General features: G+C 45.3%; 33 protein-coding genes. 2 read left to right on the top strand and 31 right to left on the bottom strand.

The annotated features are described in order from the left end of the window. The first annotated feature begins 214 nt into the window (after positions 1-214). Positions 215-919 (top strand): TrkA C-terminal domain-containing protein, encoded by a 705-nt coding sequence (locus LRL21_RS07110; protein ID WP_240415091.1) that lies wholly within the window; start codon positions 215-217, stop codon positions 917-919. An 89-nt stretch (positions 920-1008) separates the two neighbouring features. On the opposite strand, the gene LRL21_RS07105 is transcribed toward LRL21_RS07110, so the two are convergent. The 17 genes from LRL21_RS07105 to LRL21_RS07025 all read right to left on the bottom strand — a co-directional run bounded on the left by LRL21_RS07105 (position 1009) and on the right by LRL21_RS07025 (position 14181). Next, a complete protein-coding gene (locus LRL21_RS07105) occupies positions 1009-1977 on the bottom strand; it encodes a D-2-hydroxyacid dehydrogenase (RefSeq protein ID WP_240415057.1) in 969 nt (322 codons plus the stop codon). A 212-nt stretch (positions 1978-2189) separates the two neighbouring features. Beyond that, a complete protein-coding gene (locus tag LRL21_RS07100) occupies positions 2190-3380 on the bottom strand; it encodes a M24 family metallopeptidase (RefSeq protein WP_240415056.1) in 1191 nt (396 codons plus the stop codon). 50 nt (positions 3381-3430) lie between these two features. Next, positions 3431-4201, bottom strand: a complete 771-nt coding sequence (locus tag LRL21_RS07095) for an alpha/beta hydrolase (RefSeq protein ID WP_240415055.1) — start codon at positions 4199-4201, stop codon at positions 3431-3433. A gap of 277 nt (positions 4202-4478) precedes the next feature. Continuing rightward, positions 4479-5324: an S-layer homology domain-containing protein gene (locus LRL21_RS07090; protein WP_240415054.1), complete on the bottom strand. Its 846-nt coding sequence runs from the start codon at positions 5322-5324 to the stop codon at positions 4479-4481. 34 nt (positions 5325-5358) lie between these two features. Continuing rightward, positions 5359-7194, bottom strand: a complete 1836-nt coding sequence (locus LRL21_RS07085; RefSeq protein ID WP_240415053.1) for a hypothetical protein — start codon at positions 7192-7194, stop codon at positions 5359-5361. Between the two features lie 24 nt (positions 7195-7218). After that, positions 7219-7728: a hypothetical protein gene (locus LRL21_RS07080; RefSeq protein ID WP_240415052.1), complete on the bottom strand. Its 510-nt coding sequence runs from the start codon at positions 7726-7728 to the stop codon at positions 7219-7221. A 7-nt stretch (positions 7729-7735) separates the two neighbouring features. Continuing rightward, positions 7736-8134 carry a hypothetical protein gene (locus LRL21_RS07075; RefSeq protein WP_240415051.1) on the bottom strand — a complete coding sequence of 133 codons (399 nt, stop codon included), beginning with the start codon at positions 8132-8134 and terminating at the stop codon, positions 7736-7738. After that, positions 8131-8298, bottom strand: a complete 168-nt coding sequence (locus LRL21_RS07070; protein ID WP_240415050.1) for a hypothetical protein — start codon at positions 8296-8298, stop codon at positions 8131-8133. Before LRL21_RS07070 ends, LRL21_RS07075 begins: the two co-directional genes overlap by 4 nt. Before the next feature lie 123 nt (positions 8299-8421). Beyond that, positions 8422-8805, bottom strand: coding sequence for a YhjD family protein (locus LRL21_RS07065; RefSeq protein ID WP_240415049.1), 384 nt, complete (start codon positions 8803-8805; stop codon positions 8422-8424). Then, the gene (locus tag LRL21_RS07060; protein WP_240415048.1) at positions 8802-9011 is read right to left on the bottom strand and encodes a hypothetical protein; all 210 of its coding nucleotides are present in this window, start codon (positions 9009-9011) and stop codon (positions 8802-8804) included. The genes LRL21_RS07065 and LRL21_RS07060 overlap by 4 nt, the downstream gene beginning before the upstream one ends. Before the next feature lie 109 nt (positions 9012-9120). After that, a complete protein-coding gene (locus tag LRL21_RS07055; protein WP_240415047.1) occupies positions 9121-9339 on the bottom strand; it encodes a helix-turn-helix domain-containing protein in 219 nt (72 codons plus the stop codon). 540 nt (positions 9340-9879) lie between these two features. Beyond that, positions 9880-10737 carry an ATP-dependent DNA ligase gene (locus LRL21_RS07050; protein ID WP_240415046.1) on the bottom strand — a complete coding sequence of 286 codons (858 nt, stop codon included), beginning with the start codon at positions 10735-10737 and terminating at the stop codon, positions 9880-9882. A gap of 137 nt (positions 10738-10874) precedes the next feature. Further along, positions 10875-11870 carry a fibronectin type III domain-containing protein gene (locus LRL21_RS07045; RefSeq protein ID WP_240415045.1) on the bottom strand — a complete coding sequence of 332 codons (996 nt, stop codon included), beginning with the start codon at positions 11868-11870 and terminating at the stop codon, positions 10875-10877. A gap of 236 nt (positions 11871-12106) precedes the next feature. After that, positions 12107-12544 (bottom strand): hypothetical protein, encoded by a 438-nt coding sequence (locus LRL21_RS07040; protein WP_240415044.1) that lies wholly within the window; start codon positions 12542-12544, stop codon positions 12107-12109. 204 nt (positions 12545-12748) lie between these two features. Next, complete coding sequence (locus LRL21_RS07035; protein ID WP_240415043.1) at positions 12749-13582, bottom strand: glycoside hydrolase family 25 protein; 834 nt, start codon at positions 13580-13582, stop codon at positions 12749-12751. After that, positions 13582-13893 (bottom strand): hypothetical protein, encoded by a 312-nt coding sequence (locus tag LRL21_RS07030; protein ID WP_240415042.1) that lies wholly within the window; start codon positions 13891-13893, stop codon positions 13582-13584. Before LRL21_RS07030 ends, LRL21_RS07035 begins: the two co-directional genes overlap by 1 nt. A 12-nt stretch (positions 13894-13905) precedes the next feature. Next, on the bottom strand, positions 13906-14181 hold the full coding sequence (locus LRL21_RS07025; RefSeq protein WP_240415041.1) for a hemolysin XhlA family protein: 276 nt from the start codon (positions 14179-14181) through the stop codon (positions 13906-13908). Between the two features lie 121 nt (positions 14182-14302). On the opposite strand from LRL21_RS07025, the gene LRL21_RS07020 reads away from it, so the two are divergent. Beyond that, complete coding sequence (locus tag LRL21_RS07020) at positions 14303-14989, top strand: stalk domain-containing protein (protein WP_240415040.1); 687 nt, start codon at positions 14303-14305, stop codon at positions 14987-14989. A 156-nt stretch (positions 14990-15145) separates the two neighbouring features. Here LRL21_RS07020 and LRL21_RS07015 read toward each other — a convergent pair whose 3' ends face one another. From LRL21_RS07015 to LRL21_RS06960, 14 genes are read right to left on the bottom strand one after another with little or no spacing between them, the layout of a single operon-like run. Further along, positions 15146-15331, bottom strand: coding sequence for a hypothetical protein (locus LRL21_RS07015; protein WP_240415039.1), 186 nt, complete (start codon positions 15329-15331; stop codon positions 15146-15148). A gap of 27 nt (positions 15332-15358) precedes the next feature. After that, complete coding sequence (locus LRL21_RS45560) at positions 15359-15490, bottom strand: hypothetical protein (protein ID WP_275900627.1); 132 nt, start codon at positions 15488-15490, stop codon at positions 15359-15361. Between the two features lie 19 nt (positions 15491-15509). After that, positions 15510-15869: a hypothetical protein gene (locus LRL21_RS07010; protein ID WP_240415038.1), complete on the bottom strand. Its 360-nt coding sequence runs from the start codon at positions 15867-15869 to the stop codon at positions 15510-15512. A 13-nt stretch (positions 15870-15882) separates the two neighbouring features. Next, the gene (locus tag LRL21_RS07005; RefSeq protein ID WP_240415037.1) at positions 15883-17352 is read right to left on the bottom strand and encodes a hypothetical protein; all 1470 of its coding nucleotides are present in this window, start codon (positions 17350-17352) and stop codon (positions 15883-15885) included. A gap of 18 nt (positions 17353-17370) precedes the next feature. Beyond that, entirely contained in the window at positions 17371-18012 is a 642-nt protein-coding gene (locus LRL21_RS07000; RefSeq protein ID WP_240415036.1) for a DUF2612 domain-containing protein, read from the bottom strand. Then, the gene (locus LRL21_RS06995; RefSeq protein ID WP_240415035.1) at positions 18009-19184 is read right to left on the bottom strand and encodes a baseplate J/gp47 family protein; all 1176 of its coding nucleotides are present in this window, start codon (positions 19182-19184) and stop codon (positions 18009-18011) included. The genes LRL21_RS07000 and LRL21_RS06995 overlap by 4 nt, the downstream gene beginning before the upstream one ends. Further along, a complete protein-coding gene (locus LRL21_RS06990) occupies positions 19177-19539 on the bottom strand; it encodes a DUF2634 domain-containing protein (protein WP_240415034.1) in 363 nt (120 codons plus the stop codon). Before LRL21_RS06990 ends, LRL21_RS06995 begins: the two co-directional genes overlap by 8 nt. Further along, positions 19536-19916 (bottom strand): Gp138 family membrane-puncturing spike protein, encoded by a 381-nt coding sequence (locus tag LRL21_RS06985; protein ID WP_240415033.1) that lies wholly within the window; start codon positions 19914-19916, stop codon positions 19536-19538. Before LRL21_RS06985 ends, LRL21_RS06990 begins: the two co-directional genes overlap by 4 nt. Further along, a complete protein-coding gene (locus tag LRL21_RS06980) occupies positions 19916-20821 on the bottom strand; it encodes a phage protein (RefSeq protein WP_240415032.1) in 906 nt (301 codons plus the stop codon). The genes LRL21_RS06985 and LRL21_RS06980 overlap by 1 nt, the downstream gene beginning before the upstream one ends. Next, positions 20818-21123, bottom strand: coding sequence for a phage baseplate plug family protein (locus LRL21_RS46760; RefSeq protein WP_420832429.1), 306 nt, complete (start codon positions 21121-21123; stop codon positions 20818-20820). Before LRL21_RS46760 ends, LRL21_RS06980 begins: the two co-directional genes overlap by 4 nt. Next, positions 21123-21701, bottom strand: a complete 579-nt coding sequence (locus LRL21_RS06975) for a LysM peptidoglycan-binding domain-containing protein (RefSeq protein WP_240415031.1) — start codon at positions 21699-21701, stop codon at positions 21123-21125. The genes LRL21_RS46760 and LRL21_RS06975 overlap by 1 nt, the downstream gene beginning before the upstream one ends. Further along, positions 21701-23743 carry a phage tail tape measure protein gene (locus tag LRL21_RS06970; protein WP_240415030.1) on the bottom strand — a complete coding sequence of 681 codons (2043 nt, stop codon included), beginning with the start codon at positions 23741-23743 and terminating at the stop codon, positions 21701-21703. The genes LRL21_RS06975 and LRL21_RS06970 overlap by 1 nt, the downstream gene beginning before the upstream one ends. After that, complete coding sequence (locus tag LRL21_RS06965; RefSeq protein WP_240415029.1) at positions 23740-23940, bottom strand: hypothetical protein; 201 nt, start codon at positions 23938-23940, stop codon at positions 23740-23742. Before LRL21_RS06965 ends, LRL21_RS06970 begins: the two co-directional genes overlap by 4 nt. Next, the gene (locus tag LRL21_RS06960) at positions 23924-24184 is read right to left on the bottom strand and encodes a hypothetical protein (protein ID WP_240415028.1); all 261 of its coding nucleotides are present in this window, start codon (positions 24182-24184) and stop codon (positions 23924-23926) included. Before LRL21_RS06960 ends, LRL21_RS06965 begins: the two co-directional genes overlap by 17 nt. Between the last annotated feature and the right edge of the window lie 8 nt (positions 24185-24192).

Below are 24192 nucleotides of genomic sequence, written 5' to 3'. Positions count from 1 at the left end.
GGGTTGGACCATTCTTTTCACCGCTCCTACTGATCACCGAATTGTTCTCTATAGGTAGTATTACTCCACAACCCGCCCAATCAATCAACAAAGATTAAAAATACTTAAAATTGAAGTAAAGCTCTCTATCCATGTTCAATTGGAGGGTTCAAGACTGCTGCTGAATGGTAATGATAGGATATATACGGTTGCAAGGGGGAGATCACTCGTGGAGATGCTGTTTATCGTCATTTATTTGATTCTGATTGCCTTGGTGCTGGAGGTGTCTTCTACCCTTCTGATCATATCTGGGCTCAAAAAAGAGATTGCCCGCTTTCAGGCGGTATCCATGCTGACGGCAACCGGTTACACGACACTCGAATCGGAGCTGATCCTGCGTCACCCGGTACGCCGCAATATTGGCGTATTTCTTATTTTGTTCGGCGTTTTCTCGCTGGCAGTTCTGATCTCCATTATCAGCAGCATGTTGGGACAAAATTTACGGATTCCGACCTTGACCGTAGTCACCATTGGTCTCGCAGTTATTTTACTATCGGTCAAAAATAAAAAGATGATGAGCTTGCTCAAACGCAAGTTTCATCGGCATCTGAATCAACAATTTGAACTGCACCAGCTGCCTATCGATGAAATTTTGTATACGAGCGACACCGATTGGGTCACGGATGTTCATATCCATGCCGACTCCAAATTAGTAGACCAACGAACGGATGTGCTATTGGGTACGGAGGAAGATATTTTGCTGCTATTCGTTCAGCGGGATGATCAAAAAATCAGACAGCAGTGCCTGAAGCTGACGATTCAGGAGGGTGACATTTTGTATGTGTATGGTAATAAATCGTCTATTAAGGAGAAGTTTCACCATGAGCTCGAGAGCATGAAGCAGAGAAATCAGAAGGAGCAGCATGTTGTAGGTATGTAAATTGGGGGATCGACGCTACATCAAATAAAAAGCATCCCATGCTACCGGCGCGCAGTAGAACATGGATGCTTCTAATCGTCATTTGCAGATTATTTTTGCCCGTTTACTACATGAACGGCCTGACCCGACAGGAAGCTTTGCACATTATCTACAGCCGTTCCCATCAATCTGGCTCTGGCTTCTTTCGTCGCCCAGGCGATATGAGGAGTAATCAAGCAGTTCGCTGCCGCATACAACGGATTCGAAGGTACAGGAGGCTCCACGGACAGCACATCCACCGCAGCTCCGGCAATCCGTCGATCATTCAAAGCATCAGCTAGATCCTGCTCGTTAATGAGCGCTCCACGCGAGGTGTTGATTAACATAGCCGACTGCTTCATCTGGGAAAGCCGCTCCGCATTAATCAGCTTTTCCGTAGTCGGTGTTAACGGACAGTGCAGACTGATAACATCCGATTCTGCCAAAAGCTGGTCTAGCTCCACCCACTCTACACCCTCCACGGGAGTCGGATTGCTTCTGCCACTGCCAACTGCGATAACCCTCATGCCAAAAGCATTGGCGATTCTCGCTACTTGGCCGCCAATACGTCCAAGCCCGATCAAGCCCATCGTCTTGTCTGAAAGCTCAATCAGCGGCGAACGTGTAAAGCAAAAATCTGGACAGTTGTTCCAATCACCCGCATGGACTGCGTCACTGTGAGTCTGCACCTGATGACATAACCCCAGCAGCAGGGCAAATACGAACTGAGCCACAGATTGGGTTCCGTATGTAGGGATATTCGTCACTGGAATTCCCCGCTGCTTTGCCGCTTCTGTATCTACAATGTTGTAGCCAGTTGCCAGCACACCGATATATTGGAGCTTCGGAAGCTGCTCAATTGTAGCAGCGGACAGCTGTGTTTTATTAGTCAGCACGATATCCGCATCAGCTGCACGTTCTACGATCTCAGTTAAAGCCGTTCGATCATATATGGTAACATTGCCGAGCTGCTCCAGTCTTCCCCAGTCCAAATCCCCCGGGTTTAATGTGTAGCCATCCAATACGACTATATTCGCCATAACCGCACTCCTTTTATGATCAAGCTGTGATCTACTTTTATAATATTCCTCAGCTTAAGCATACCGCAATAGCTCTGTGATTTCTTCGTTTGTTTCAGCCTATTTTTGTAGATGCAAGGGTTCATATTTTGGATAGGTTAAACAACCTGCACGTCATTTATTTGGAGCTAGGAGAGCTGCGTAGACAGCCGCTTCTTGATATGCACCTCAGACTAGAGCTGAATCAGTCCTTCACGCGATACGGTCAGCTTGTCAAACCCGGTATCCGTAATCACATAGCTGTTCTCAATACCGACCACCCCACGCTGCGGGAATGTGAATTTGGGTTCGACAGCTATGACCATTCCGGGCTGTAGTTGGTAGCTGAAGCCTTTGGCAAGTACAGGCAGCTCATCAATCTCAAGCCCGATTCCATGTCCGAGAAATTTAACCTGATCGTCACCATAGCCCATATAATGATCACTTAATCCAGCAGCATGCGCCATTTGGAGGGAGTGCATGTACAACTGCTCGCACACGGTACCTGGCAGCAGCTTCGATTCCACACTGCGTATAATTCGCTCCGACTGCTCATAGGCCTGAAGCAAGTCTTCGTCTAACGCTCCGATCACGACTGTTCGTGTCTGATCGATAACATAGCCATCGATGCAGCAGCCGATATCGATCAGAATCGGTTCATTGGGTGCAATGGGGCGGCGGCTTGCGCTTTGCGGGCTCGCTGGTGACAGACCCTGACCTCCGGCGGGACCATCGAAGTAAGTTGGCATTGCTGCTGCTGCACCCGCTCCAATCATGCCCGTAATTACTTCTTGGTTGTAGCCTCGCATTCTCATGATACCGATATGACCAGCGCGTCTTACATACGTCTCGATATGACTCATCAGTTCCAGCTCCAGCATACCCGGACGCAGCTTGTCGAGCGCATCCTCAAAGGCCAGATTGATGATGCGACCCGCTTCACGAATGCGCTCAACTTCAACAGCTGATTTGATCATCCGCAGTTCGCGAATCAGCAGTGAACCATCCACCCACTCCACTTGAGGCAGTACAGCTTCCAATCGCTTGAGCTGCTGCACGGGAAGCACATCAAATTCAGCAGCAAACCTCAGGTGACGCGAATGTGCTGCCTGAAATAAGGAATGATACACATCGGCCAGCCGTTCCCCAAAGCTTCGGAATGAACCTAATGGCTCCACAATAATGGACGATTCTTCCTCTGCACGTACAACACTTCGGCGAACGAAGAACACGGCCTCTCCCTCATTCGGCACAAACAAATACCCCGTTTGCATCGATCCGGTAAAATAATATAAATCGACATTTTGCGTGATCATACAGCCGTCGATTTGCAATTGCAGCAGTCTTTCTTGTAGCCGTCTTATACGTTCAGCATGCTCGTTCATGAAACCTCTCCTTTAATAATTCCGTTCAAAACGCATTTGACATATGCACATTATCGAATTGGCAGCCAGCTCAGCACGTTTTGAATTTTATGATCCCAATAACCCCATTCATGGCTTCCCGGCTCTTCCTCATAGGTCAAATCCAGCTTTAAAGCACGGCAATGGTCACGGAATCGTACATTGTCCTGATACAGAAAATCCTCCGTGCCGCAGCACTGATACAGCATTGGGCTTGGTCCCTCACCTAGCGCGACCTCCTCAGCCAGTTGAAAAAGATCGTTATGGCTCCCCTGAAATTGATTCAGATCACCAAAGATACGTTCAAACTCTATCGGATCACGCTGCTTGGCAATGGACGCAATATCAAGTGCCCCCGACAAGCTTGCTGCTGCTGCGAATTGACTCGGACACGACAACGCCAGCTTAAATGCACCATACCCTCCCATCGACAAACCTGCTACGAAGGTGTCCTCTCTTGCCTCGGATAACGGAAAAAATGACCTCGCCAAAGCAGGCAGCTCTTCGCTAATAAAGGTCCAATATTTGTAGCCAACAGCCATATCCGTATAAAAGCTCCGATTGACCGCAGGCATCACAACAGCCAGGCCATAAGCAGCAGCATACCTTTCAATAGAAGTTCTTCTCATCCAAATCGTATGGTCATCTGATAAACCGTGCAGTAAAAAAAGCGTAGGATGCTTTTTCTTAATTGCATTAGATTCCATACCGATCTGTCCTGTAGTCGACTGTGGTAAAATGACGTGCATGGATGCGGATACCCCGAGTGATTCCGAGAAAAAATGACAGTCCATAAAAGCCATAAATTCATGTCCCCCTTGTGATTGATCCTACCTAGAGGGTAACAGGATTACCAAATAAAATCCAGCGAAACCCCTAACGGCTACCGGATCATACAGGCTAATAAAACAACGGCATAGATGAATGATCGAAGAAGCCTCCGAATCCACTACATCGTGGAGCCTGAGGCTTCATTGTGTTAGCAACAATCATTAACTACGACATGAGGAAGAACTCATCCAGATGGCGACTTCTGTGGTAGGAAGATAGCTGCTCCTCTACCGATTAAAGAGCTGCTGCTCAGTAAGGAGCCGCCTCCCTATTCGGTTCGGCTAAACCGAGTGCATAGCGTAACCGCAGCATGACAACAACAGCTTCAGCTCGTGTACTTACCTTAGCTGCCCATTCAGCCTGTACTTGCTTGGTGCCGGTAATCGTTGAATCACTACCATCCAACAAACCTGCTGAGACCGCGCGTTGTTCAAGCTCCGATTCGCTGATAATTGAATTGGGGTCTATCGCTCTCAAGCTTAGCGACATAAGTACTGACCGCGTTAAATTACGATTCCATTGGTCGGGTGTAAATTCATTTTCTTTAATGATACCGACATCCCGTAATGACTGAATATTACCATTATATTGCGTAATCTCAGTGGAAGTCTCCACGCTTGGAGCTGAATTGGACGTGCCTGGAGTCAAAATTGGTACACTGAGGCTTGAAGTCAGCAGGGTGGCAAACTCCAACAGTGTCAGGGATTGATCAGGCTTGAAGGTTCCATCCGCATAACCGGCTATGAAACCGTTAGCAGTTGCCTCACGAATCGGAGCTTCGGCCCAATGACCTGTTATATCGCTAAATAAGATAGCCATCTCTTCATCGTTGACAGCAGCATCGCTACCAGGTTCAGTTACGGGAATCGAATCAGCAACAACGACCGTTTCGTTCGATCTGGCGAAACCTATGTGGCTCGGAATTAATAAGCTAAAAGGCACTGTGACAACCGTTATCACGCAGACCAACTTTCTTAAAATAGATAATAAGGAAACGGCCACCATGAGCTTGATTTTGTTTTTAAAAATTCGGTATGCGCGAGCTCTGTCAGAAACCGCTTTACGATGAAGAACATTGCTTTTGGGATAGGTCATCGTTATTCAAGCCCCTCTCTTTAATGTTAACGACTTACTCTGCTTCATAATCCTTCACAATGCGGCTGCTCTCTCGTTTGCCTTCTGAGGTTATCGTCACATAAATCCGACCTCCATTGCTGTTAAGCTGAAGACCACCAATCGTAGCTGTAGTTACACCAGATGCCGTTGTGGCTGACGCCTCTCCCCCGCTCACCGTCTGCATTGGCGTAGCTATCACCGCATCATTGTAAAGCTTGATCGTGTCACCCGGTTTAATCGCAATTGCTGCAACCTCATCATTGCCGTAAACTCCTGTCACATTGGATACTCGCAGCTGATTAGGGGATAGTGGAAGAGTAACAGGCTCGGCCGCATATATTTTAGCCGTTCGTGCGCTTTCTTCCTCTTGCTTATGCGTTACCGTTACATAAACAAGGCCATAGCCGGTTCCAGGTAAAGCTGCATGCACGATAACAGAGCTCGCATCATCAGTTGCGGTCGCGCTGCCAATAGCAACTACTGATATATCGTCCGCATATACCTTCACTGTATCACCAGCCTGCAGGCCATTCACCGTAACGGTATCCTCGTTGCCCACAGCATTATGAATTTGAATCTGGGATCGATCGGGTGCACCGCTTGCCAATTCGGCGGCGTATGCTTTAATGACACGGCGACTTTCACTACGAAGAGAAGAGGTTACTGTAACGTATACATATCCGGCCTGTCTGCCCAGCTGAGGAACCACAACCTTTACTAGTGTCGAGCTGCTGTCGGCAGTAGCCGTCCCGATCACAGTGGTTGATGACGCATCCGCATATACTTTTACAACATCTCCCGCTGTCAGACCGGACAGCTCGATTCGATCATCGGTTCCTACTGGCTCGTTTGTCACTACAATAGTGCTTGGTGACGGTGCAGCCGTAACCGGTTCCGAGCGATACTGCTTCACAACACGCACACTTTCCTGCAGGGGTGGACTTGTAATAGTCATATACACACTGCCTTCGCCCACACCCAACTGCGACACTGATGCATCCGCTGTGTCGGAGCCTGCAGCCACAGTGACCTGAGTCAAAGGTACGGCGGCCTTCTCTGAAGCATATACCTTCAAAATATCACCCGCCTGCAAGCCGCTCACGATAATATGATCATTTGTTCCACTAAGCTCATTCAGTACACGAATTTGTGCCAATTTCGGTTTAACGCTCATGGCTTCACCAGCATATCCCTTTTCCGTTGCCCTGCTCTCACTTTTTCCTGTCTCCGTCAACGTAACATAGACAACACCTTCGTTACTTCCCAGCTGTCCGATGGAAACAACAGTGCCTTCACGGGAACCCGTTACTGCTGTGGCAGAGCCTAATAAACTGGTTTTCGAAGCATCTGCATATACCTTGACGAGATCGCCTACTTGCAGCCCCAGGAGTGCAACTGTATCCGGTGTGCCTGCTGAATTATTCGTAATCCGAATGCTGCTAGCAGCGGGCGCCACGGACAACGGCTCTGCAAGGTAAGATTTCACAATACGTCTGCTCTCTGAATACGAGGGCTGTGTTACAGTAACATACACATAACCAGCGGCAGCACCCAACTGATTGATCGTGATTACTGCGCTATTCGACCCGCTGGGTACTGCCGCAGTACCCAGTGGTGTAGTCGCTCCTCCATCTGCATACACCTTAACGATATCTCCCGCGGATAGTCCGGTTACAGTAACCACATCCGGGGTCCCAGACAGCTTATTTTCAATACGGATCATACTTGGAGCTGGTGGAACCGATGCAGCAGCAAATGCTGTACCGCCTATCCCTACCGGAAGCAAAGCCACACTAACCAAACCCGCCATGCAGGCTTTCAGCAAGCTTTTCTGTACAATCTTATTCACATGCAATCAGCACGCCTCCCCCTTTTACTGGCTTAACTTAAAGTCCAATGGGTATTCATAAATTACCGTTTTATAAACATCTCCGTTATAAGACAGTGAACTGCTGCGCGGCATCTTTACCTTAACCCTGTAGATGACAGCCGGCCCCTTCAGAACCTGAACGATATGCTCACTTTCCCTTACATAGCTGTAAGGAAACACCACACCCGGGGATAAATCGTCTACATAATCCTCAAATACGATAACAGGCGCAGCCGTCAGCAGACTGCCTTCATAAGGCGTTCCATCCGGACGCAGCTGTAAATTCCCGCGAAGTCCTGCCTCAAAGGCGGCATGTGCCAGAGGCCGCTCAAACACCACAAGGCCTTCAGCGAGCCAATCCTTATTTACCTGCAGGGCCGCATCATGTGCGCCGCGATTCAAAGTGAATTTTAGCCGGTTATGTGTAGTCGTCGTAACAAACCTGTCCGCCTCAAACCCCGTCGTATACAAAAACATCAACACTACAAACAGCAGCAGCAGCGCTCGATTCATCCATTAATCACCGTACCATCGCCTCACTCATCTGTTTGGCATAACGGACAATTTGCGGAGGTTCGCGGTCCTGACTGCCAAACATACTGCGAAACAACCAACGTGGCGTACTTTTTACAGAAAGTGTGCCTTCAATATATTCGCCTCTTGGGGTAAGTATCGTCGTTCCCGTAAATCCGATATCCGCACTATCCAGCAAAAACGTATGCTCCAGGGTATAGCGCATCTCGTCGATAATTTCCGGAGTAAATCGTCCGTTATCTGCATTAGCTGCTTTTTGAATGGCACTGTCGAGCACCATTTCTACTGCATTGGCCCGAGTTGAATATATATCATGCAAAATCGGCTGAAAAAGCAGCAGCAGCAAAATATAAACGCTCAGCATCTCCACCAAAGCAGCTTTCATGCTGGTATAGAGTCAGATGGTATCGCAAAAGCAGGATATAAGGATGGTGGCGTATTCCTTCTGTATTCCGTGTCTGCGTACAGGCTGCGATGGATGTCTTCACGAATGCCTCCCTGGACAAACGCTGGCGTATTAATAAAGCTCGAAGGAACGTTAGTATTCACGAATGTTACATTAGTATAATCTTTTTCGAAAAGCTCCTGACCGAACTTATTGGATGAGAAAGAAATAAGAAAATGCCCTTTGCAGTTCCTCTGCTTGGGGCCTTTTCGTTCCTCTACATATTTTCACTCTTTCATTTTAGTCAACAAAACTTTAACGTACTCACCCATCATAATACTGATGCGCGACCTAACGACATCGCGCATCACGGAAAACGGATACTCATATCCGCGGCAAATATATTTATAGTGCAAGTCATCGTCCATACGTTTATTATCTTCAAAAACCTTGATATTTCTGACTCTCAATTCATTTTTATTTTTGACCATTTCGGCATGGATTCGATTCATGAGGATTTCTGTGGCTGCTATGTAATACCTACGAAGCATGTTAGTGGATAGTTCGAACTCCTTGCCGTTCCTCTCTATCATGGTAAGCATCATGGGCAGCAGGAGCGAGTTGAGTATCATTTCCTGTTCTTCCTCTGTAGGTTTTTGTACAGTGGTCACGCTATCACCCTCCCTGCAGCTGGCTGGATAGCCAGGATGTTATCGAGCCTGAATACCCGCGGCGCTTTACGTTGCAAACAATAGGCCATCACACTGTCTGATTTTACGGACCTGACTTCGATCAGTCGTTGCGAAATTCGACCGTCAACGCCCATGTAAATGATTTCAATAGTTTTTCCGATGTGCTTTATGATTTCCTTTTCCAAAGCAAACACCTCCAAATTATGCGAACATATATTCTTATTATACCCATAATAAGCGAACGTATATTCCTAATTCAAGAGGTATTTTTATGCAAACAAAAAAGCCCTCGAATTACTCGCTTGGGCTTTCTTTTTCGTATTCGATTAATTCACTAATACTTTTGATATCGAGTACCATCATGATCTTTTCAAGATTTTCGGGTAACCAGTGTTTTGCTTTGTTCTTAACCATATCATCCACTGTATTCCATCGTATGCCTGTCGCATCGCTTAACTGCTTAGTATTGTATCGTTTCTCATCCATAATCTGCTCAAGTTTTAACCGCAGCATATTATCACCTCAATAGGTATTATACACATATCCAAATATAAAATCAACTATATAAGTTAAATTATTCAACTTAAATGGTTGACATTCAACGATATTCGTTGTATAATAAGAATATAAGGAGGTGAGAACAAGATGAAGAAAAAGAGAAAGCCACAGCAAAAAGATAATCGAGTCGCAATCATCACGCTAGTGACTGCAATCATTAGCCTGACAAACTCGATAATCGCCCTCATCATCACATTGAGCCGCTAAACTCACAAGCCCGCGCAAGCGGGCCCCCTAAAAGGGGAATGGTGAAATACAAGGGTGCTGTAACTTTCTCGTTTTAACAATTATACCACAAAGGGGATGGGAATATGAAGTCGTCAAAAATATTAACGGCTGCTCTCGTCATAAGCATCGCGGCACTTGCTATAAGTCTGGTAAGCCTTGCGATTACCTTCATGAAATGAACGTAATATGACCTTATATGGTCATAAATAAAGCCCTCGTACCCGAAGGATGAGGGCTTACAAGTCAAATTTATTGTAATACGTGCATTCATAAAATAAAATCCACAAAACTCGGTGTTCTTAGCATTCCATGTCGGGTCCAATTTCTAAACTTAACCTTTGCCTGGATACGCGGCTGCAAATAAACAAAGCTTTTATCTTCACCGATCTCCAGCTGCTTACAAACAGATCGGAAAGCTTTTTTATGTGTCGGACTAACCCCAAGCTCAATGATACCTGCAGGCCGCAGTTTCCCATTCTCCATCACATAGACAAGCCAGCCAAATTCATTCTTGCGATAGCCTGCCAAATAAACATCCGCATATTGATAGTTAATTACCTTGATCCAATCGTGAGAGCGCCGCGACACATAGGTGCTGCTTTTTCGTTTGGCTACAATACCCTCCATGGACCTTTCAACAATGGATTGGTATAAGTCTTCTCCCCGTGTATCGATCTGAGGGACAATGCTGAAGTAGTCGCTTGTTATTAAAACCGATTCCAAAATAGACCTGCGCTTTGCCAAGGGTAGTTTTCTTAGGTCTCTTCCCTTATGAAAAAGAATATCCCAGACCACATAGCTGACTGGACTTTGATTTCTATAAGCCTGAATCTTAGTTTTATTTTTTAACTGAAACCGTTCCATGACCATCTCAAAACTTATATTCCCTGTTTCCGGATCCGCGCAGCACACTTCACCATCAAGAACTACATCATCATCAATTGGAACGTCCCACAGTTCGGGGTACTGGCCAGTACATTCATTATGATGCCGTGTATACAATCTGACCCCCTCTACACTTTTAGATAGGATCAAACGATGTCCGTCAATCTTCGGTTCAAATAAAAAATCCTGATCAGAAAAAGGATTCTCTTGAGGATGTAGGAGCATTGGTTCGATAAACATATTAATCACCCGATATAATTTTAACATTTACATTGTCATGTATGATCAGGGAAAACATGGGCGATTATATTAATACCTCCCCCACACGAGTTTATATAGAAAAGAAGCCCTCAGAAAATTGAGGGCTTCGTTTTGTCTTATGGCGCTGGTGTATACTCATTAACTTCGTATAGCTCGATCTTATTGAATGCGATATTATCCTTACGCGTTAGGAAGCTAGCTTTGTTGAATGACTTATTGATCGTGTAGACCTCAGGTCCAGTTCCCGCAGCGCGAGCAGCATACCAGGTGGTGAAGCTGTTTACTTCGGTCATCGAGAGATCATATTCTTTTTCAAGGCCACTAACAAGGGTGATAACGAGAAGAGCTCTGTTCGTAGCAGCCGGTGCTGTTGGTGTAGCTGAAGCTTCGTTTGAATTGCCGCTCTCTCCGCCTGCATTAACTGCTGTAACTACATAATAATATTTAATCCCATTCGTGACTGTTGTATCAATATAAGGTGAACCGTAGACGTTGGTAGCAACTGGAGTGTAAGGGCCACCTGCTGTTGTGGAGCGTTTGATGTTATAACCTGTGGCTCCAGTGACGGCAGGCCATGTGAGGGTGACTTGGGTATTACCAGCTGTGGCCAACAGATCCACAGGTATAGAAGGCAAGGTAGGATCTGCAACCCCAACGGCATAACCGATAAAATAAAATCCGTAATTACCAGTACCACTTTTCACAACTAATTTTACAGTGTGGCTTCCTGAAGGATATCCACTAATGTAATAGTACACATCATTATGAGTACCTGCGACATAAGACGATACTTCACCGATAAGAACATTATCGATATAAACATCCGCGCTACGACCGTCAGATTGGCGATCAATATAAAGTTGAAATCCTGTATCTTCAGCTCTAATTGGAAAGGTTAGGGAATCGCCAATTGCAGTTGTATACCTAAATAAGTTGTTATTTTGAAGCCAGCTACCTGAATACGAAATAGAAGAAGTGCTGTGACTATACTGAGTATAATTTGGTTTAAGGGCACTACCCATTTGAATAGTTGGTGAAGCTAAAACTGCCGAGACTGAAACCATTAAAAACAAAATTACTCCAAACAGTGAACCCGCTAAATACTTTTTCAAACAAATCTCTCCCTTATATTCCAAATTTATTATGTATAAGACAAATAGTAGATTACAAGATATTCCATGGAATGTCTAAACTTATATTTCCTTTTATTGTAATTAAAGGTTTGCGACAGGTAATGATTATGTGAAGTCATGGAAATTAAAAAAAGCCCTCAATCCCAAAGGATGAGGGCTTTTTTTCTGTGAAAGAAAGAGATATAAAAGTAATCGTTTGATCGTGAAATCGATGCTTAATAATGTTCAACATACGTATTATATTGCAAATTTACTGAAGAATTACGATTGATAATTTGGAAGGCGTACTGTTCACCTGCTCCAGAGAAAAACTGTGTAATATCATTACTGCCAACCGTAAGGTGTGTAGTGCTTGAGTAAATATTAGTCCATGTACCGCCGATTAATTTCCAAGGAACAATGTAGTAATCGCCACCAGAAGGATTTTGAACAACCATTTGATAGTCACCGGGCGTAGAAATAGTGAACTTGTACCAATCTTTGTCGGATGTTGAAGAGAAAGTTCCAAAGTAATTGGTGTTGATTGAAATGGATTGCGCGGCAGTAATACTGTTATTTGGTTCAACTTCAGAAGCTGCAAAAGCGGATTGAGCGCTGAATACCATGCTGCAAGAAAGAGCTGTGACGATGAGGGCCTTTTTCAATTTAAACATTTAGTTACCTCCACTGGTATAAATAGGATATCTTGCTCTCTAAATATACCATTAATAATACTATTAGTAAATACTTTCCATTTCAGTATATTTATTACACCTAGAGCGCGAAGTCACTTCCCTTACGGGAGTGTGGGTTGAAACTCTTGCTTTTTGAGTTTGCAGTAAGGAATGCCCCTATAATTAGGTGACAATCGTAAGGAGCTAAACCTCAATTCCCCGATCAACCCTACCATCCAACACCGTATTCAGAAACGCCAGCTCCGAGGCTGTGAGCGTCTTCTCCTTGATCTTCTGCATCCAATCCCAATTGAGTTGATCCTCATTGTAAGCCGTTCCCATTACTTTGTACAACATATCCCATTGCCAGCCTTCCAGTTTCATAGGCATGTTTGTTTCAACCTCCTCGATTTGTTTTACCTCTATAATCTCATTCCAAAATGCAAGGTCCATTTCATTCATGTCCACGTTGCCAGCAATGCCTGCAACCCTTTCTGACTCTGAATACTGAAACACTGCCCACTTTTCCCATGTGCTGTTTGACATCGGTGTAGTTGCTCCGTAGTGTGCTACCCACAATGGAAATTCACCCAGCTTACTGCCAAGGTAAGAACGTGCAAAGCTTGCTCCGGTATAGAGCATTACGCGGTGACCGGATCTGATTTGAATCTCTGTTAACCAGGTATACGACCAGTCTGTTAACTTGGCCGATCCGAGTTGAGCAGCTTTATCTTCCACATCCAAGACTAGCGGCAGATCAACGGGTAGGCCGTCAATGGCAGCTAAAAAAGAGTAAACCTCATCCAGCACGTTATTGCCAGTCTCAGGACGCGCATAGTGATAGTAGCCCACTTTTAAACCTGCAGCAGCAGCGCCCTCCGCATTTCGAGTTAGATTACTATCTTGGAATCCAACACCCTCAGTCGCTTTTATGAGCACACCCTGTACGCCATCCGCTGCGACTGCTACCCAATCGATAAAGCCTTGATGTATTGATACATCGATAACTTTGATATTGTTTGTGTTTCTGGATTGCATTATCTTAACCACCTTTCCCCGTTATCGCCGGGAGGCTTAAGGGACTTATTTTGGATTTGACCAGCTGCTGCAGCTACTAAAAACGAATTGGCAAAAGTAAGCACATATAGCTTCCAGTCGCTTGCATTTGCGCCGGTAGCCAGTTGCGCGGCCAACAGGACGAAGTATGCAATGATCAGCGCGTAAATATCAGTCGGAATAACCCTCCATTGATCTACGAGCACCTTTGTATACTGCACAATAAAAAACGTAAGCAAAGACGCTCCTGCCAATGCTGACAGAGCGTCCCAAGTAAAAAATTGGTTTTCCATATAGTAGCTCCTTTATGGTTTTGTTCCACCTTTGATAACAAACCCTACCACCGCCAAAATAATAGCTCCAATGACTGTAGTAGACAACCAGGTAACAAGCTTATCTATTCGGTCTAATCTTCGGTGTGCAGATTTCGTTGATTCCATAGCCTTCTTAGCAAGGTCGTCCACCTCATCAATTTTTCGCGACATGTCTTTGAACGTATCCATTTTGGTTGAGAGCTCCCGGAGATCCAAACGTACATTTGTAAGCTGCTCCGTTATTTTAAGATTTTCGTCGTCTGGCATAATGCTCCCCCTCTCTGCCCGAAGGCAAATAAATAACCCCGATTCCTCGGAGCGCAACTTTTCCAAACTTTGGCAGTATAAATAATGTATTACCAGTAGTAACCAAATATATGGAGGCTTGATGATGAAAAAGATTATCCTTACTGCAGTCGTGTCTATGATGCTCGGTTCTTCTGTAACCGCATTGGCATCTACAGATTTAGTCGGAACTGAAATTAAAGCTGTTTTCGCAAAATTCAACTTGGAAATAAACGGACAGACCAAGGAATTTGAAACCTTGCCCCTTGTCTACAACGGAACGTCCTACCTGCCCGTTCGAGATATTGCCAATTTGATCGGCTATGATGTTACATACAAAGCAGACAGTAGGACGATTGCATTAAACAATGTAACAAGTGCGACCTATAAGTTAGAAATTTTGCCGCCAGCTCCAACACCTACTGCAACGCCTAATACAACACCAACTACATCACCTGCTCCGAAACCGACTGCAACACCTACTTCATCCCCTGATCCAACGACAAGTGAAGGGACTGTGTTCTTCGTAGCGCCAAATACAGTTTTAAATATGGATGAATGGTTTTCCGTTAAGGAATTGTCGAAAGAGCAATTACTTCAAATGGATAGAGATGAAAGATTTATTTTGAAGACCAGTGTCGCAACTCTTTCGTTTCCTTGGGGAATAAACACCAAACCATCTGAAATCCCTCTTCTTATAACAAGTGCAGATGGCTCGGTTTTATTGATCTACAAAAATGAACCCTATCTTAAAAAAGAAGGTTTAAAGATTTTAGGAATAAATAAGTAATCTACCTCCACGAATATGTGCAAATAATTGAATACCTATGTTTACAGTTATACGTCCCAAATCACTGGGGCGTATTTTTTTCGTGTAAGCCGTCCCTTAGGGCAAATAAATAGCCCCGATTGCTCGGGGTCCAGCTCTCTCCTTTGCTATTACCGACTATTCTTGCTCAGGAGGCTTCTGCAATTCTTGCAATCGAGCTCCAATAGCTTGCATAAGCCCTGCAAGGATCTCAGCTTCTTTGTTTGGATGGTAAGCAGATACGGCATTGATTACCTCACACACCTCTTGTACTGGGTTTGCTGGGTTTAGAACGACTTCTAATTTGGGTTGGATAATTGCCATTTTACATTCCTTCTCTCGTTTATATTTTTAAGCCTGCTGTGGTGTTGCTATAATCATGTCAGCCTCGGCTTGCGTAATGAAGCCCTTTGTGACGTAGGACCGAACCTTTGCTTCGTCAATCCGTTTCATAATCCACATGTTGAGCACAAATTCATACATAGCTTTTTCACCTCCTTAATTAAATAAAGTCCATGATCGTTAAAACAGCGCTCTCCGTGGCTTGGAGGCGCTGTTCGAGTTGCATATTTAGTTGTTGTAAGGAAGCGTTGTACGATTCAAGAACAGCGATTTTCTCAGCATCTGTACGCGGTCTATTAGCTTCGATCTCATCAAGTTCTTCCTGTGTTGGTGGGTCCAAGATAAGCAAGTCACCTGTAGAGTTGAATTTCCGTAGGTGTTGGTTGCTAAGATAATCTTGCCAAACATCCTCAGTGATCTGGATTGCAGACTTTGGGATACTATCTGCATCGTGCAAATCGGTTGGGTAAAATCTAGGTAGTTCATTTTCTTTAACTACGACAAATATTTTCCGTTCCAAAAAAATCACTCCTTTATACAATCCCTATCATGAAAACACGAGACCAAATTTCCATAGTATTATTGTTCGTTATATTTATATTGGCCCCGGAAGGACTGCACAATAAAGGCTTGTCCGGTGTTCCTCCGGTGCCTACGCTCACCATTGCATGAGCCATATAAATAGTAGATAGTCCGGCCGGGTTAGCGTAATTTGCCGCTGTATTCGCAGGAAGTGTTACATACATCCAAGCAAAAACCAATCCACCAGGCAATTTTTGATAGCCGTTATTCCCAAGGGTACTAGAAAATGATCCTCCGGCGCCTGCTGTGAGTGGTCCCGCTGTTGTAAATGATACTGGCACATAAACATTACCTGATGCGTCGATTCGAAGCCTTAATCCAGCCACCGTGTCCCACACGGCAAAGCCGCCAACTCCGGCCCCTGAACCGCCTGATCCTGATGTTAACAAGTACCCTTTACCGCCTGATCCTGTATTCTGCAGCGTTATTTGGGCATCATTTCCGGCAGAGGACACACTTGCAGCCCCCGCGTTTATTGTTAACGCGTTGAGTGTTCCATCTGTGCCTATGGATGCTCTTTCTACATTATTTACTATAAATCGTAACCTGTGATTCGAAATGCTCCCTATATAATTACCATTGATTGCGTCTGATCCTACAACTGTGCTGGCTGCCCCAACAATTGCGCGCAAATTACCGAACGTCGCATTTCCTGCTCCATCATCAAGGATAGTGTTAGGTGTTCTAATACTTCCATCGCCTTGAAAACTCAAAAACTGTTGGTAGGTGGCATCGACTTTCCTTATTAGGTCTATTGACGCCGTATCATGTGTTGTTCCGTTCGCTATCCGTCTGGCGCGTGTGATTAAACTTAAGCCATTAGAAACCGTAGCAGATTGTTCCGATATTTCTAAGGTATTTCCAGCTACAGTCCCTAATGCGCCAAGTGCAATTCTTAGTTTGTCACCAAACGTTTTTGTGCCGCTTACTGTTTGCGCTGTTGTTAGATCCACAAAATTTTTCGTAGTGCTCCCGGTACCGCCGCTTCCAATCGGCAAAGGCGCGGTTAAGGTTAACCCTGCAAACGTCGGACTATTCGTTGCATTTACCGATTGTCCCAGCCGCCCGCTTACCGTTTCCAGCGTAATAGCTGGAGCCGTTAATGCGCTCGATTTACCCGTTACACCTTTCAATAGTGTGAACAAGCTGCTAATCAGCGGTGTGAGTTGTCCCGTAAACGATGGGGTTACGCTGTCCGTTGCGGTTCGGCTGCCGATTACCGAATCACTAATCGCCCCAGGCGTACTAACGTCCAGTGCCTTTTCCTGTAATTCTTTTAATGCTTCATATGTCCGGTTTTGCTGCCAATTCCACCAATCTGCTGGGGGATGATCATTTTCAAGCCACCCTTCAGTTTTCTTGGAATCAGGCGGCTCTACGCCTGTGGCATTCCATTTAGGGAGTTCTTTGTTAAATGCCATTTTCAACATCCTTTCTTTCTATACTGGTAGATCCGGAACATTGCCACCTTCATAAACATTACCAATCGTCCCGCCTGAACTTCCGGCTATATTTGAGAAACCTTCCGCTGTAGATTCAACAACCCCGTTTTGATTTGAGAATCTAAACGTTCCGGAGAAGCTAACATAATCCACTCGGACCGCTAAAGGGGCCACACTCTTTGTGAGTTGGACAAACTGCAAGCTGCTCATTCCCATCTCATTTAATCGAGCCAATGGCACCTCTGTTATACGAAAAGCAGCTGGTTCAGTTGTAACTATATCGGACGATAACTCAACTAATCGAATCGTGTCAGGACTACTATTTAGCGCCAAGGAAAGAACGTCAATGATGCTGTCGATGGTTCCGGTAGAAAGGTTTCGAGCAATCTTTGAACGAATCAGCGCCCGATAAATGGGATCGCCCACACCACCCCTCGGTTGTCCAACATTGGATCCAATCGCATCCAGCGTTGTGCCTTCTGCCGTGTCCAGGTCCCGCCAAGCATCGATGAGCCATAACACTTCCTCAATCTCGTCCATAGGTTCTGCTGCAAGCCTAAGTAGCTTCGCTATATTGCTGTCAGGAGCTTTCTGAAACAAATCCTGCAGCCTCTTCCTCATATCATCCCAGCGACTCATATGATCGTCACCCCGATATTATCAGCATCAATCTGTGCAACCTCTTGAGGGTCAATAGCAAGGTCGGAAGCCGTAAAACTGCCGTTTGTGAAGCTTATACCGCCTGATACATTTTCAACGCCAGGTACGTTATATACCGCTCTGATAATCTTTGCCCAAAGCACATCCTCACCCATGCTGCTCCCGTTAAACTCAGTACCATCTACAGCCTTCCCACCAATATAGGCAACAACAGCATTGCGTATCTTATTCGCAACATCTACTGGAGCCTCATTGTTCGTTGTGACTGTCAAACCTGCGTAAATAGGAATGGTTGCCGGACGACTAAAACCAATAACATGAGGGAATCCAGCAATGTCTTTCACTGATACGGTTTCTGTCCCCCATGCTGTGATTCCTGCAGGCTTATTATCAAAAATTGCTTTGGCGATTCCCGAGCTAGCGCCTCCAAGAACGTAGATTTCAAAGCTTTTACTAGGCCTGCCCTCTGAATCTATAACAAGAGTGTCATTTTCCACTACAGCAGCAGAACGAACACCGGATAGTGCGTTAACGGCTGCAAGCAAAGAATTGATATTAGCAGAGCCTCGGGCTGCCCGCGAGATACGAAAACGTGCCCTGAATGCTGCATCGCTTTCTCTATCCCCACCATTGGCTATAGCAGCAGCATTTGTAACAGAGGCAAGATTCGCATCAGGATTTACAAAGACGGTAATTTCCCCAACCGCAGCATTGCCAGAACTCCCTGTATCAACCGCTTCTATGGTTGTTGTACCAATACCGCCGCCACTCAGCGTTACGCTATTGGTTACAACATATTGAATGTCGGAAGGTGTAGCAATGAGTAAACCAGGGTTCACTGTGAAGCCTGCCGTTCCTATGAACGTAACCTCACCTCGCGCTTTCGTATCCACTCGCCTTCGTATGCCTGCGTAAACACTCAAACGGTCCAGCGATACACCCTCAGCTGTATCTACGAAGCCGGATAAATATATCCTCTCAGCTATCTGCCAAAGGATCGATAGAAACCAAACAAAAATCCGGAGAACGATACCTAGCGGTGTTTTTGACGCTGTGCTGATATCCTCTCCGAATAACTCTCGTGCCTTTGCTTCACCTTCTGTCAGCAGATCAGCATATGTTTTTCGTTTAAAACCAGTACTATCAAGCACCGGATAACACCTCCTGCTGCGTGATTGCTTGTCCTGAACGCGTTGTCGCTTTAAAAGTAACCTTAAGGTTTCGTGCTGCTCGATCAAAATCAACATCGAGTGAATCTACCGAACGAATCCGTGGTTCCCGCAAAATAGCCTGCACCAGTTCTGCACGAATCGCTTCGTAGTTCGGCTGCTTCATTAGAATTACACCGTAGTAATCCACGCCCATCCGGGAATCAAGAAACCATTCTTTTTTAAATGTTAAAAGTTCGATTCGAACCGCTTGAGCGATTTCCTCATTACCGTCAACCAATTGCATTGTGCCATTCGTAAATACCAAGTCACCGTCGGTCAACTTTAATGTTCTCAACCACTCAACCTCCCTACGACAATGGCATCCTGTAATTCGTGGTGTCGATTAAATTTAGGATCAGCAACAACTCCAGACAACGCATGATCGATTGCACGTTCAGCAATGATCGCCAGCACTAGATCACCAGCAACGTAAACAGGCTTGAAATCCTTCTCTTCCTCCCCAATCAAGAACCGCTGCCAGACGCAGGGGGCTTTGATAACGGATGACGGGGTTACCAGGCTTCCGTCATTATGCTTCTGTTTAAATACCGGTTGAAGATCGCAGGTCATTCCAACAGGATCGAATGAAATCACAATACATGGGAGGGCCGTATGCAAATTCAGAAGAGATTCATTGATCATTGCATCCAGTGCCTTATCAAAATCGCCCATCACATCAGCTCCATTTCCGTGTAGAATTCCGATCCTTGGCAAATATGCCTGCCGCGGTTGATTCGATAGATAAAATCATATGAACGGCTACGTACTGCCAGTATCTTTGCGGTTCCAAACCGATGGTTAAGCAGGCTTTTAACTCTGAATTGCTCCTGCAGTTCTACGTCTTTCTTGCCATAAGTAACACGGCGTGGTCCTGTTGTTTTTCTCGGCTTCTTTGCCGTGGGACGTTTATCAATGTAATCCAGATTTGTTTTAGACACGTCAATCATGTTCAACTCCGGCGAGCCAATCAAACCATTTTCCACGGTTAGAATGAAGTCTGTTTCCTCGCCAAAAAAGCGAGAACAGACATATACTTTGCCTCGTGAAGTGAAGCATAGCGCGTCCGAATCCACAGCTACCTGCTTGAGAATATCGCATATCTTGCCGTTTGCTGTGTATCCTCTTGGATAAGAAACATCATCTGGCAAATCAAAAAAACCAACAGGCAAGCCCAATTCGCTCAGCAGGTCACGCACGATCGTAGTCGCCTTGACGTTGGCTTGGTACGTTTTTTGTATGTCCTGCTCAACGAACGCAAGGCTGTCTAATCCGCGTATGACTAATCTGCTGTCTGGCTTATCTCGTAATGGTTCAACATAAGAAACCTCGCCAACAAATATAGAACCTCGATCTTTGTGGTATCCAGCATTAATGATTAAGGCCATGCCGAGTTCGATTTGGTTGTATGTTTCTGGTTTGACGTTGTAAATAGTTACTGTTGCTTCGTTTGCCAGTATGTCGTCATCAAATGGGACCTCGAACTCGATATCCAACCCGCTCTGACCATCGCGGAAGAATCGGAGGTTCTCGCCTACTAGCACCTCAATCTCTCGTCCGAATGCGTTTATCTGCGTCATGGCTGCACCGCCAAAAATACCGTTTCTTGTAGCGTTTCCCATGTCACTCTATCAGTTATCCCGCTTGGATCGGTTGGAGTAATGGCAAACCTCGGAAATCGACTGTCTTCCATTGATTGAAACAAAGGCGATCCATATATAAGAGGTTCACCAGTGACAAGAACCCCACCATCTCGGGTGAGGTCTAGGGTAAAAAAATCGTACTGATCATTGTACCGGACGGTGAATTTATATCTGGTATTGGCTATTGTCACCTCAAAAGCATAGGGTATCGCCGCTTTGTTAATATTGAGCCTGTACATTATGTGACCCTCACCTTCTGACCTATCTGTAGAGTCAAAGGGTTAACCCCAGGATTCAGATCTTGGATGCTGCTTACCGTCGTCCTGAACACTCCAGATAGCCCCCAAAATGTGTCTCCGTCTTGAATGGTTGCATAGACCTCTTCGCCTGTCTGTTCAAGCTGTTGAGTACCGAGATTGCCCTCTTCTGCCGTTGCCGTCAGCGTGGGGTCAGTCTCAAGTGAAGCCTCTTGGAGTACCCTGACAATACGTGTTTCGATTAGCTCCATAGTAAAGCTAAACCCATTTGCTATCCGGTGGGTATGGTCACAATGCATTGAGCTTATCAGCATGGTATATGCCGAATTCCTTCCAAGATACACGACCAACTCACCGGAATTCATTGCAGCACGCAAACGATCCCGCTTCTCAGATGCATTTGGATTGAGGATCTGCCCCGAAAGAGACAAGCCTATTGGCATCTGCTGAACATGGTCCGTAATCGCTAACCCTTCTTCTACCGGATGCGTCATGATGTTGACCATATAAGCTGGACTTTCTGTCTCCACATGGATTTCCACACCTGCAATTGTTGCCATTAGCCAATCACCACCTGAGGATTTCTACGTTGTCTACTTCGGCCCCATGCGTCCAAAGCCGCCATTGTTCCGTCATAGGCATCTTGCTTGGTTGCGTTCCCTTGAATGGTTACATATATTGTGGGCGATAACCCTCCAGATGAAGTATTCGACCCTTGCTGTGTATCCCGTCGTAATAAGGATGAGCTGTACTCTTGGTTGTCTGAAGCAGTCAAAACGCGCTCGCCTTTGTGCAACTCAGCCAAGTATCCATCAAACGGCACATTGGAAAGGCCATTCGCGTGAGATCCATCAAGGAAAGGACCGTATATAGGCTCAGGAGCAGGAGGACCATAAATAATGGGCGCTGGAGTTTGTTGTTGTTGCTGTTTCTCTTGTTTATTTTTATAAAAGTCATTTACATACCCTAATCCTCTGTCCTTTTTATCAAAATCTACAAGGGGATTTCCCTTGTCTTTATTTTGCTCATAAGAGGAATATAAAGAGTATCCAGAACCAGCTACCACACCGCCTATTAGCCCTGGGACACCAAATCTTGCGCCTGCAACTCCACCAAGCAACATCGATATAACTGGATAATCTGCTGCTGCTTTTTGTAAACCCTCATCCATCCCCTTAGCAATAGAAGCACCTATTTTCATTGCGGCATCGGTAATAGGTCCTGCACTAGCCTCAATACCACTAGCAAGACCTGCCGCCAGTTTCTTCGATATATCCTCAATTTGTTTAGAACCGCTAGATGCATACCATGAATTGAAAAGTTCAATCACATCATTAAAGACAAAGTTAATCTTGCCTTCTACTGACAAATCCCTAAACTCCTGATTATCGATGAAATGTGTTTTCAAATAGTTTTTCGCCTTGTCAGCAATGGCCTGAGTGGCTGCAATGATCTGCGGTGACTTTTGTTCAATGAATGCGCCTGCCTGTGTGAATAATGACTTTATTGCTGGCAGAAATGGCTTCATCCCTCTGATTTGTAGGGTTTCGAGGGCACCCTTAAATTGTTCGATAGCACCTTTCCCGTTATTCATTCGTTCCGTAGCAACTTCCAAGGCCGTTACATTGCCCATATCATCGTAAAATTGCTTTACGCCTTTTGAACCGGCTTTGTAAAGTGAAGTAGCTGCTTTGACCCCATCCGTGCCAAACATATCAAGAAAAGCAGCTGTTCGATCCTGATCGTTCATTTTATTGAATGTTTCTTGTAAAACGTCAGCAACACCAGCAAGATCTTTTATCTTACCGTCTTTGAAAAACTTGTTAGCCTTGCCAACTCCAATGCCGAGTTGATTAAACATCTCAACAGCCTTATCCGTCTGTGGTTGTAGATACATCAGCATTGCTTTTAAGCTCGTTCCTGAACTCTCTCCGTCTTTGTTACCATCGTTAGTCATAATTCCGATGGCTGTATTAACATCCTTAAATGACATGCCAATCATATCAGCAACACTTCCAACAGAAGATAGCGAATAGCCCAACCCGTGAACACTTGCCGCTGCAGCATTGGCTGTTCCGGCAAGAATATTTGAAACGTCTGCCGCGCTCATCCCATCTTTTTTAAATGAATTTAAAGAGGTGGCCATGATTTCAGAAGCCTCAGAAAGTCCTAAGCCACCTGCCGTTGCAAGATTAAGTGCAGCTTCTAAACCACCTGCTTTAACAGCTGCAGGGGTCAATCCTGCTTTCAAGAGCTCTTCAATACCCTTAGCCGCTTCAAGCGCTGAGTATTTCGTTTTGGATCCCATCTCAAGTGCCAAATCCTCCATTGAAAGCATTTCTTCAACAGTTGCACCTGTCAGCGCCTTGATACTCGACAACTGTGATTCAAAATCTAATGCCTTGTCCAGTGAGGACTTAACAGCAACAATAGAGGCAACACCCGCCGCACCTGCTCCTGCGATTGCCGCCCCTATTGGTATCTTAGCTAATCCCATCATTTTATTACTAACGGAGCCGACCAGCCTGTCCAGATTTTGGAGAGGAGTCTGATTCACGTTGAAGCCAATGCTTATGAGTAAGCTTCTTAAAGCACTGTTCATTGCTTTCTCCTTCTTCCTCCCGTAGTTTTGGATTGCCAAATATCGATTGCTGCATTAGCCTCATAAATTTCTTCCCAATCCATCGATTGAGCATCTCCATAGGTTATGCCGTTATCAGAGAGAACGATTCGCCAAAATGCCCAATTGCGTTCAGCTATTCGTCGGTATTCGCGAGGCTGCTTATTTTGCGCCGACAAGAAATCGGACAGCTTCAGTCATGACTTCCTCCAAGAGCTCGGTATGCTCGTCCCAATATTCCCAATTTGTTCTCGGTTGAACAATGACATGCTCCATAAGTTGCGCATAATATGCTTCAGACATTAAATTTCCGTGTTTATCCCGAGAACTATCATTAATTTGCAGGGACTTACGTACACCTGGGTGTTGAAAAGTAAACTCTACTCCTTGGATCGTAACTGCTTTTTGTTTTGGATTCGCCAATCTAAAAA

The sequence above is a fragment of the Paenibacillus periandrae genome, assembly GCF_022458865.1.
In the GTDB taxonomy this organism is placed as follows: Bacteria; Bacillota; Bacilli; order Paenibacillales; family NBRC-103111; genus Paenibacillus_S; species Paenibacillus_S periandrae.
Note: the sequence above shows the minus strand (reverse complement) of the source record. Positions and strands in the feature narration are given on the sequence as shown.

Bases quoted from the DNA above. Each gene is read 5' to 3' on its own strand.
- LRL21_RS07000 (WP_240415036.1), bottom strand. From the start codon at position 18,012: ATGAGTCGCTGGGATGATATGAGGAAGAGGCTGCAGGATTTGTTTCAG.
- LRL21_RS07100 (WP_240415056.1), bottom strand. From the start codon at position 3,380: ATGAACGAGCATGCTGAACGTATAAGACGGCTACAAGAAAGACTGCTG.
- LRL21_RS07035 (WP_240415043.1), bottom strand. From the start codon at position 13,582: ATGCAATCCAGAAACACAAACAATATCAAAGTTATCGATGTATCAATA.
- LRL21_RS07055 (WP_240415047.1), bottom strand. From the start codon at position 9,339: ATGCTGCGGTTAAAACTTGAGCAGATTATGGATGAGAAACGATACAAT.
- LRL21_RS07030 (WP_240415042.1), bottom strand. From the start codon at position 13,893: ATGGAAAACCAATTTTTTACTTGGGACGCTCTGTCAGCATTGGCAGGA.
- LRL21_RS06970 (WP_240415030.1), bottom strand. From the start codon at position 23,743: ATGAACAGTGCTTTAAGAAGCTTACTCATAAGCATTGGCTTCAACGTG.
- LRL21_RS07040 (WP_240415044.1), bottom strand. From the start codon at position 12,544: ATGTTTAAATTGAAAAAGGCCCTCATCGTCACAGCTCTTTCTTGCAGC.
- LRL21_RS06985 (WP_240415033.1), bottom strand. From the start codon at position 19,916: ATGGGCGATTTTGATAAGGCACTGGATGCAATGATCAATGAATCTCTT.
- LRL21_RS07095 (WP_240415055.1), bottom strand. From the start codon at position 4,201: ATGGCTTTTATGGACTGTCATTTTTTCTCGGAATCACTCGGGGTATCC.
- LRL21_RS46760 (WP_420832429.1), bottom strand. From the start codon at position 21,123: ATGTACAGGCTCAATATTAACAAAGCGGCGATACCCTATGCTTTTGAG.
- LRL21_RS07025 (WP_240415041.1), bottom strand. From the start codon at position 14,181: ATGCCAGACGACGAAAATCTTAAAATAACGGAGCAGCTTACAAATGTA.
- LRL21_RS07020 (WP_240415040.1), top strand. From the start codon at position 14,303: ATGATGAAAAAGATTATCCTTACTGCAGTCGTGTCTATGATGCTCGGT.
- LRL21_RS45560 (WP_275900627.1), bottom strand. From the start codon at position 15,490: ATGTATGAATTTGTGCTCAACATGTGGATTATGAAACGGATTGACGAA.
- LRL21_RS07110 (WP_240415091.1), top strand. From the start codon at position 215: ATGCTGTTTATCGTCATTTATTTGATTCTGATTGCCTTGGTGCTGGAG.
- LRL21_RS07015 (WP_240415039.1), bottom strand. From the start codon at position 15,331: ATGGCAATTATCCAACCCAAATTAGAAGTCGTTCTAAACCCAGCAAAC.
- LRL21_RS07005 (WP_240415037.1), bottom strand. From the start codon at position 17,352: ATGGCATTTAACAAAGAACTCCCTAAATGGAATGCCACAGGCGTAGAG.
- LRL21_RS07105 (WP_240415057.1), bottom strand. From the start codon at position 1,977: ATGGCGAATATAGTCGTATTGGATGGCTACACATTAAACCCGGGGGAT.
- LRL21_RS06980 (WP_240415032.1), bottom strand. From the start codon at position 20,821: ATGACGCAGATAAACGCATTCGGACGAGAGATTGAGGTGCTAGTAGGC.
- LRL21_RS07075 (WP_240415051.1), bottom strand. From the start codon at position 8,134: ATGAAAGCTGCTTTGGTGGAGATGCTGAGCGTTTATATTTTGCTGCTG.
- LRL21_RS07050 (WP_240415046.1), bottom strand. From the start codon at position 10,737: ATGTTTATCGAACCAATGCTCCTACATCCTCAAGAGAATCCTTTTTCT.
- LRL21_RS06975 (WP_240415031.1), bottom strand. From the start codon at position 21,701: ATGGCAACAATTGCAGGTGTGGAAATCCATGTGGAGACAGAAAGTCCA.
- LRL21_RS07090 (WP_240415054.1), bottom strand. From the start codon at position 5,324: ATGACCTATCCCAAAAGCAATGTTCTTCATCGTAAAGCGGTTTCTGAC.
- LRL21_RS07080 (WP_240415052.1), bottom strand. From the start codon at position 7,728: ATGAATCGAGCGCTGCTGCTGCTGTTTGTAGTGTTGATGTTTTTGTAT.